Source organism: Coleofasciculus sp. H7-2, from assembly GCF_042747725.1.
In the GTDB taxonomy this organism is placed as follows: Bacteria; Cyanobacteriota; Cyanobacteriia; order Cyanobacteriales; family FACHB-T130; genus FACHB-T130.
This window is the reverse complement of sequence record NZ_JBHZGO010000031.1, coordinates 22,387-30,342: the sequence shown is the minus strand read 5'-3', so window position 1 is coordinate 30,342 and position 7,956 is coordinate 22,387. Positions and strand designations below refer to the sequence as shown.

Below are 7,956 nucleotides of genomic sequence, written 5' to 3'. Positions count from 1 at the left end.
GGGAGGGGCAATCCCTGGGCAATCTGGGAAATGCTTACGATTCCCTGGGAGACTACGCCAAGGCGATTGAGTACCACCAGCAGAGTTTGGTAATAGCGCGGGAAATTAAAAACCGTTCGGGGGAGGGGCAATCCCTGGGCAATCTGGGAAATGCTTACGATTCCCTGGGAGACTACGCCAAGGCGATTGAGTACCACCAGCAGAGTTTGGTAATAGCGCGGGAAATTAAAAACCGTTCGGGGGAGGGAGCAGCCCTGGGCAATCTGGGAAATGCTTACGATTCCCTGGGAGACTACGCCAAGGCGATTGAGTACCACCAGCAGCGTTTGGCAATCGCGCGGGAAATTAAAGACCGTTTGGGGGAGGGAGCAGCCCTGGGCAATCTGGGAAATGCTTACTATTCCCTGGGAGACTACGCCAAGGCGATTGAGTACCAGCAGCAGCGTTTGGCAATCGCACGGGAAATTAAAGACCGTTTGGGGGAGGGGCAATCCCTGGGCAATCTGGGAAATGCTTACAATTCCCTGGGAGACTACGCCAAGGCGATTGAGTACCAGCAGCAGCGTTTGGCAATCGCGCGGGAAATTAAAGACCGTTTGGGGGAGGGGCAATCCCTGGGCAATCTGGGAAATGCTTACAATTCCCTGGGAGACTACGCCAAGGCGATTGAGTACCAGCAGCAGAGTTTGGCAATCGCGCGGGAAATTAAAAACCGTTTGGGGGAGGGGCAATCCCTGAACAATCTAGGACTTGCCCTCCAGAAAGCTGGCAATCTCGTTCAAGCCGAAAAAACCCTCCGCGCTGGAATTGAGGCATACAAATCTCTACGGGAGCTATTGGGTGGCAATGATGCCTACAAAGTGTCAATTTTTGAGCAGCAAGCTCGCACCTATCGCCTGCTGCAACAAGTCCTGATTGCCCAAAATCAACCCACTGCTGCTCTAGAAGTTGCTGAAAGCGGTCGTGCCAGGGCATTTGTAGAGCTATTGGCTACACGCTTCTCCTCCACTTCATCTGCTCAACCTAATGTCTCTACAAATCCACCCAACATCCAGCAAATTCAACAAATCGCCAAACAGCAAAACGCTACCCTTGTTGAATATTCGATTATTTATGATGACTTCAAGATTCAGGGTAAACAAGAACCTCATGAATCAGAACTCTATATTTGGGTAATCCAGCCCACAGGCGAAGTGGCATTTCGTCGCGCTGACCTCAAACCCCTGTGGCAGCAGCAAAATACAACGCTTCCACAGTTAGTTGTCAACAGCCGTAAATCTATGGGTGTCAGAGGTCGTAGCATCTTTGACGTAAACGTAGTTGCCAAGCTAGAAACAGACCAATCTGAACGCTTACAGCAACTTCATCAACTGCTAATTCAACCCATTGCCGACCTCCTGTCTACTGACCCCAATGCCCGTGTTATCTTCATCCCTCAACAATCCTTGTTCCTGGTTCCCTTTGCTGCCCTCCAAGATGCCAACAACAAATACCTCATCGAACAACACACTATCCTCACGGCTCCCTCGATTCAGGTACTGGAGTTAACCCGCCAGCAACGACAACGGGTTCCAGGGTCAGCTAAGGATGTGCTGGTCGTTGGCAATCCGATTATGCCCAGCCTTGCCCCCAAGGTTGGGGAAAAGCCTCAACCGCTACCGACCCTACCAGGTGCCGAGAAGGAAGCGATTGAGATTGCTCGTCTCCTGAACACGACAGCCCTGACTGGTAAACAAGCCACCGAATCCGCTATTGTCCAGAAGCTACCCAAAGCCAAGATGATTCATCTGGCAACTCACGGATTGCTGGATGATTTTCAAGGGTTAGGTATACCGGGTGCCGTTGCTCTCACCCCTTCCGGAACAGATGACGGTTTACTTACCGCCAGCGAAATCCTCAATCTCAAGCTAAATGCCGAGTTAGTTGTCTTGAGTGCTTGCGACACTGGGCAAGGTAAACTGACTGGCGATGGCGTAATTGGACTGTCTCGCTCTTTAATTACTGCGGGTGTCCCCAGTGTCATCGTCACCTTGTGGTCGATACCCGATAGCCCGTCTGCCTTGCTGATGACCGAATTTTATCGAAATCTGCAACAAAAGCCTGATAAAGCGCAAGCTTTGCGAAGCGCTATGCTAACGACGATGAAACAATATCCCAACAAACCCAGCGCTTGGGCTGCATACACGTTGATTGGGGAAGCTGAGTGAGAAGCTACGGAGAACAGCCGCCAGCTGCTACAACCGGGGGCGATACCCACACCAATGCGTAAAATGCTTCCTGAATGAGAACCCATGAGTTGTAGGTTGGGTTGAGGAACGAAACCCAACAAATGCTTATGCTAAGGAGAACAGCCGCCAGCTGCTACAACCGGGGGCGGGGCGATACCTACACCAATGCGTAAAATGCTTCCCGGATGAGAACCCATGAGTTGTAGGTTGGGTTGAGGAACGAAACCCAACAAATGCTTATGCGTGTTGGGTTTCGTTCCTCAACTCAACCTACGCAGATTTTGGATTTTTAGCTCCAAATGAACAGTATTGCATTTTAATTCGCTGACATCGGCTTAATTCTTTTTTAAGTAATGTTACCTCTGCATGGTATATTCAAAATGTTTGGTTCTGACCTGTAGTAGTTAGACCAAATAGCACAAGCTGAAACACATCAGTTGTGAACTTGTCAAACGAATCTCAAACAACCACGCCGACCACCGAGGAGTTACCACAAACTGGTTCGCCTGTATCAGAATCAGCTGGCTCCATGCAAGAGTACTACCAACTTCAACAAGAGTTGTTGCTGACTACACTTGCTTTGACCGGGATTATTTTTATCTCTGTCTGGATTTTTTACTCCCTCAACATTGCCCTGAATTACTTGATAGGGGCGTGTACTTGTGTGGTTTACTTGAGGATGTTGGCTAAAGACGTTGAGCAACTAGGCACAGAGAAACAGCGTCTGAGCAAGACTCGGTTTGCTCTGTTTATTGGGTTGATTATAATCGCAACCCAAGTGAATAAGCTACAGATTCTGCCCGTATTTTTGGGATTTCTGACTTATAAAGCCTCCCTCTTCGTCTATACGCTTCGGACTTTGTTTTTCCCGGACACTCGATAAGTTAGGCAGTGTTAGAATTCTCCACTTTTTAATCCCTGGAGAACCCTCATTGAATGGAAATGCTAAGTATTCTTTCCGCCTTTAATTCATTCCCCCTCGCCAAACTAGAAGTTGGTCATCACCTTTATTGGCAAGTGGGAAATCTGAAAATTCACGGGCAAGTTTTTCTCACTTCCTGGATTGTTATTGGTCTTCTTCTGCTTGCTTCGTTAGCTGCCACTCGGAATATCCAGAGAATTCCTAAAGGTATCCAAAACTTCATGGAATATGCCCTGGAATTCATTCGAGACCTGACCAGAAACCAGCTTGGCGAGAAAGAATACCGTCCGTGGGTGCCATTTATTGGCACGCTGTTTTTGTTTATCTTTGTCTCAAATTGGTCTGGTGCATTAGTTCCCTGGAAGCTAATTCACCTTCCAGAAGGAGAACTAGCAGCTCCCACGAATGACATCAATACCACAGTGGCACTGGCATTGCTAACTTCTTTAGCGTATTTTTACGCAGGTTTTAGCAAGCGGGGTTTAGGGTACTTTAAAAAGTATATTGAGCCGACACCGATCCTATTACCCATTGCCATTTTAGAAGATTTCACAAAGCCCCTTTCCCTCAGCTTCCGTTTATTTGGCAACATTCTGGCGGATGAACTGGTAGTAGCAGTGTTAGTTCTACTAGTTCCCCTGTTTATCCCTCTGCCAGTCATGGCTTTGGGGCTATTTACCAGTGCCATTCAAGCTCTAGTGTTTGCCACCTTAGCAGCTGCATACATTCATGAAGCGATGGAGGGGCATGGTGATGAAGGGCATGAGGAGCATTGACCTTCTTAGGAAGGAAGAAGGATATTAAGAATGAATAAAATCATTCCTCCTTCCCCAGATTCCCTTCGGGATGCCCTCAGTTGATAGAATTTGAGATTTGGGATTTGAGATTAAAAATCTTGACTCAAAACTCAACACTTGTAAGGGTACGGTCGTGCCGTGCCTCTACTCCAAACTCTCTGTTTTTTGTTCTGTACTTAAGGTAAGGAAATAATCATGGACCCATTGGTTTCTGCTGCTTCAGTTCTGGCTGCTGCTCTAGCAATTGGTTTAGCTGCAATTGGCCCTGGTATTGGTCAAGGAAATGCTGCTGGTCAAGCAGTCGAAGGTATTGCTCGTCAGCCAGAAGCAGAAGGTAAAATTCGCGGCACTTTGCTGTTAACCCTGGCTTTCATGGAATCCCTTACCATCTATGGTCTGGTGATTGCCCTAGTGTTGCTGTTTGCTAACCCCTTCGCTTAAAATTTTTTGTTTTAGTAGAGACGCGATCGCTGGCGTCTCTACTAAAACAAAGTTTTTAGTTTGTAGTCCTGTTGATGTAAGTTGAACCCCATGCCTAGGGGGTATAGAGAATATGACAAGTGAGATAATTTTGCTTGCCATTAAAACTGCTGTTCAAGCAAAAGAGGGAAGAAATGTTTGATTTCGACGCTACCTTGCCCTTGATGGCAGTGCAGTTTCTGCTATTGGCAGCGGTATTAAATGTGGTTTTCTATAAGCCACTGACTAAAGCGCTAGACGAGCGCGATGATTACATCAGAACGAATGAGATGGGTGCGCGGGAACGCTTGGCGAAAGCTGAGCAGTTAGCAAAGCAATATGAGCAACAGCTAGCGGATACCCGCAGGCAGTCTCAAGCGCTGATTGCAAATGCTCAAGCCGATGCCCAGAAAATAGGCGCTCAAAAAATAGCTGAGGCACAGCAGGAAGCTGTTGCAAAACGAGAACAGGCGTCTCAAGAGATTGGACAGCAAAAGCAAGAAGCCTTGCAATCTCTTGAGACCCAGGTAGATGAACTCAGTCGCCAAATTCTGGAAAAAATATTGGGACAGCAGCTGGTCAACAGATAGAGAGCTTGAAGGAAAAGCTGTCATTAGTCATTAGTCATTAGTCATTAGACCAAAGCCAATGATTGATGGCGAATGACCAACTTCATACTTCAATGGGATGGGTATCATGGGAACTTTTTTCTTATTAGCCGAGGTGGCTCACTCAGCTGGCTCTGAATTAGCAGAGGCAGAGGGGCATGGTGGTTTCGGACTGAATCCGGACATTTTTGAAGCCAATCTAATTAACCTGGCAATTCTTATTGGTGTACTGTTTTACTTTGGACGTAAATTATTAGGCAATATCCTAAGCGAACGTCGTTCAAGGATTGAAACGGCGATTGGAGAAGCAGAGCAACGCCAGAAAGAGGCAGCGGCTGCACTTTCTGATGCCCAGCAGAAATTAACTCAGGCTCAAGCGGAGGCAGAACGAATCCGCAAAGATGCTGAAGAAAGTGCTAAGGCAGCTAGAGAAGCTATTTTGGCGAAAGCAGCGAAGGATGTCGAACGCTTGAAAAAAACAGCGGTTGAGGATTTGAACACCGAAAGGGAGCGAGCGATCGCCGAACTCAGAGTGCAGGTTTCCGCAATGGCGTTGCAGCGCGTCGAGTCGCAACTCAAAAGCCAATTGGATGATGCTGCTCAACAACAATTAATTGACAGCAGCATCGCTAGTGTAGGAGGTCGCTGATGAAAGGTAGTATGGTTAGCGGTGAAATCGTAGAGCCGTATGCAGAGGCATTGATGTCCTTGGCTCAGTCGCAGAACCAGACAGAGCGGTTTGGCGAAGATGTGCGTTCTTTGTTGGCAGTCCTGCAAAGCTCCGAGGATCTACAGCATTTTCTGGGAAATCCAGTCGTAAACGCTGAAAATAAAAAAGCCGTATTGCGGCAAATTGCTGGTGACGGACTTCATCCCTACATCCTCAACTTTTTGATGCTGCTGGTGGAGAGGCGACGTATCCTGTTTCTAGAGGGAATATGCAAACAGTTTCAGGCACTTCTGCGAAAGCTGAATCAGACTGTTCTAGCAGAAGTCATCTCAGCGGTGGAACTCTCGGATGCCCAGCAGCAAGCCATCGGTGAAAAAGTAAAAGCGATTAGCGGTGCCCAGCAAGTAGAACTCGATACCAAACTAGATCCAGATTTAATTGGTGGTGTCATCATCAAAGTAGGGTCTCAGGTATTGGATGCCAGTTTGCGAGGACAACTGCGCCGCATTAGCCTACGCCTGAACAGTGCCGCCTAAAGTTGAAAGTTGAGAGTTGGCAAGACAAGCAGTTTGTCGGTGGAAACTTTTCAGATTGGATGTTGGCAAGTTAAGCAATTGAAATTTTTAAATCTTAACTTTTAACTTTCAACCTACCACCGCAAAAATATAAGGCTTCAACCTTCAACCTTTAAAACAAACCCTTCCATCCTTTAACAAGTAACCATGATCAGCATCAGACCTGACGAAATTAGCAGCATTATTCGGCAGCAAATTGAACAATACGACCGAGAAGTTAGTGTTTCTAACGTTGGTACCGTATTGCAAGTAGGCGACGGGATTGCCCGGATTTATGGCCTGGACAAGGTCATGTCTGGGGAACTGGTGGAATTTGAAGACGGTAGTGTTGGCATCGCCCTGAACTTAGAAGAAGACAACGTGGGCGTGGTGCTAATGAGCGATGGTCGCCAGATTCAGGAAGGCAGCTCAGTTAAAGCCACAGGCAAGATTGCTCAAGTGCCAGTGGGCGAAGCCTTGATTGGTCGCGTTGTGGATGCCCTCGCTCGTCCGATTGATGGAAAGGGAGACCTTCATACTACAGAAAGTCGCCTAATTGAATCAGGCGCACCAGGAATTATTGAGCGGCGCTCAGTGTATGAACCGATGCAAACCGGGATTACCGCTATTGACGCGATGATTCCGATTGGTCGGGGTCAGCGAGAGCTAATCATTGGTGACAGACAAACCGGAAAAACTTCGATTGCAGTTGACACTATTCTCAACCAGAAAGAAGAGGACGTGATTTGCGTCTACGTCGCCATCGGTCAAAAAGCTTCTACCGTCGCCCAAGTGGTGAACGTGCTTCAGGAACGAGGCGCAATGGACTACACCATCGTGGTAGCGGCAAACGCCAACGACCCGGCAACGCTGCAATATCTGGCTCCCTACACGGGCGCTAGTTTGGCAGAATACTTCATGTACAAGGGCAAGGCGACGCTCATCATCTATGATGACCTCTCCAAGCAAGCCCAAGCTTATCGCCAGATGTCCTTGCTGCTGCGTCGTCCACCCGGACGGGAAGCTTATCCTGGGGATGTGTTCTATCTCCACTCCCGGTTGCTGGAGCGTGCGGCAAAGCTAAGTACAGAACTGGGTGAAGGCAGCATGACTGCGCTGCCAATTATCGAAACCCAAGCTGGGGACGTTTCGGCTTACATTCCCACTAACGTGATTTCGATTACCGATGGTCAGATTTTCTTGACCTCGGACCTATTCAACTCTGGCTTGCGTCCGGCGGTGAACCCCGGTATTTCCGTGTCGCGGGTGGGTTCGGCGGCTCAAACCAAGGCGATGAAAAAGGTGGCTGGTAAGCTAAAGCTGGAGTTGGCGCAGTTTGACGACCTGCAAGCTTTTGCCCAGTTTGCCTCGGATTTGGATAAGGCAACCCAAGACCAGTTGGCACGAGGTCAGCGCTTGCGGGAACTTCTGAAGCAGCCGCAATACTCGCCGCTATCAGTGGCTGAGCAAGTGGCGGTTGTTTATGCAGGTTTGAATGGCTATTTGGATGATATTCCTGTAGACAAGGTGGCTCCTTTTGCGCGATCGCTGCGGGATTACCTGAAAACCAGCAAGCCGAAGTACATGGAAATCCTCCGCAGTCAGAAGCAGCTGACGGAAGAAGCGGAAGGTATTCTCAAAGAAGCGATCGCTGAAGCTAAGAAGACCTTCATGGCAATGGCGTAATTTGTCGTTAGTCATTGGTCATTGGTCGTTAG

8 protein-coding genes are annotated in these 7,956 nt (G+C 48.2%); all 8 read left to right on the top strand.

Annotation, left to right across the window (positions count from 1 at the left end; genetic code table 11):
* On the top strand, positions 1–2,207 hold a 2,207-nt coding region (locus tag ACFW2W_RS08080), incomplete at its 5' end, for a CHAT domain-containing protein (RefSeq protein ID WP_378175764.1).
* A 460-nt stretch (positions 2,208–2,667) separates the two neighbouring features.
* Positions 2,668–3,111 (top strand): ATP synthase subunit I, encoded by a 444-nt coding sequence (locus ACFW2W_RS08075; RefSeq protein ID WP_378175761.1) that lies wholly within the window; start codon positions 2,668–2,670, stop codon positions 3,109–3,111.
* Positions 3,112–3,164: 53 nt separating this feature from the next.
* The gene (atpB, locus tag ACFW2W_RS08070) at positions 3,165–3,926 is read left to right on the top strand and encodes a F0F1 ATP synthase subunit A (protein WP_378175758.1); all 762 of its coding nucleotides are present in this window, start codon (positions 3,165–3,167) and stop codon (positions 3,924–3,926) included.
* Between the two features lie 216 nt (positions 3,927–4,142).
* Complete coding sequence (gene atpE, locus ACFW2W_RS08065) at positions 4,143–4,388, top strand: ATP synthase F0 subunit C (protein WP_015112744.1); 246 nt, start codon at positions 4,143–4,145, stop codon at positions 4,386–4,388.
* A gap of 173 nt (positions 4,389–4,561) precedes the next feature.
* On the top strand, positions 4,562–4,996 hold the full coding sequence (locus ACFW2W_RS08060; protein ID WP_378175754.1) for a F0F1 ATP synthase subunit B': 435 nt from the start codon (positions 4,562–4,564) through the stop codon (positions 4,994–4,996).
* A gap of 97 nt (positions 4,997–5,093) precedes the next feature.
* Entirely contained in the window at positions 5,094–5,663 is a 570-nt protein-coding gene (locus ACFW2W_RS08055) for a F0F1 ATP synthase subunit B (RefSeq protein WP_378175751.1), read from the top strand.
* Positions 5,663–6,220, top strand: a complete 558-nt coding sequence (gene atpH / locus ACFW2W_RS08050) for an ATP synthase F1 subunit delta (RefSeq protein WP_378175749.1) — start codon at positions 5,663–5,665, stop codon at positions 6,218–6,220. Before ACFW2W_RS08055 ends, atpH begins: the two co-directional genes overlap by 1 nt.
* A gap of 186 nt (positions 6,221–6,406) precedes the next feature.
* The gene (atpA, locus tag ACFW2W_RS08045) at positions 6,407–7,924 is read left to right on the top strand and encodes a F0F1 ATP synthase subunit alpha (RefSeq protein WP_378175747.1); all 1,518 of its coding nucleotides are present in this window, start codon (positions 6,407–6,409) and stop codon (positions 7,922–7,924) included.
* Positions 7,925–7,956 lie beyond the last annotated feature (32 nt).

What these genes read in the sequence shown, in the direction of transcription:
- atpB (WP_378175758.1), top strand. Translation starts at nt 3,165, where the DNA reads ATGGAAATGCTAAGTATTCTTTCCGCCTTTAATTCATTCCCCCTCGCC.
- atpE (WP_015112744.1), top strand. Translation starts at nt 4,143, where the DNA reads ATGGACCCATTGGTTTCTGCTGCTTCAGTTCTGGCTGCTGCTCTAGCA.
- ACFW2W_RS08060 (WP_378175754.1), top strand. Translation starts at nt 4,562, where the DNA reads ATGTTTGATTTCGACGCTACCTTGCCCTTGATGGCAGTGCAGTTTCTG.
- ACFW2W_RS08055 (WP_378175751.1), top strand. Translation starts at nt 5,094, where the DNA reads ATGGGTATCATGGGAACTTTTTTCTTATTAGCCGAGGTGGCTCACTCA.
- atpH (WP_378175749.1), top strand. Translation starts at nt 5,663, where the DNA reads ATGAAAGGTAGTATGGTTAGCGGTGAAATCGTAGAGCCGTATGCAGAG.
- atpA (WP_378175747.1), top strand. Translation starts at nt 6,407, where the DNA reads ATGATCAGCATCAGACCTGACGAAATTAGCAGCATTATTCGGCAGCAA.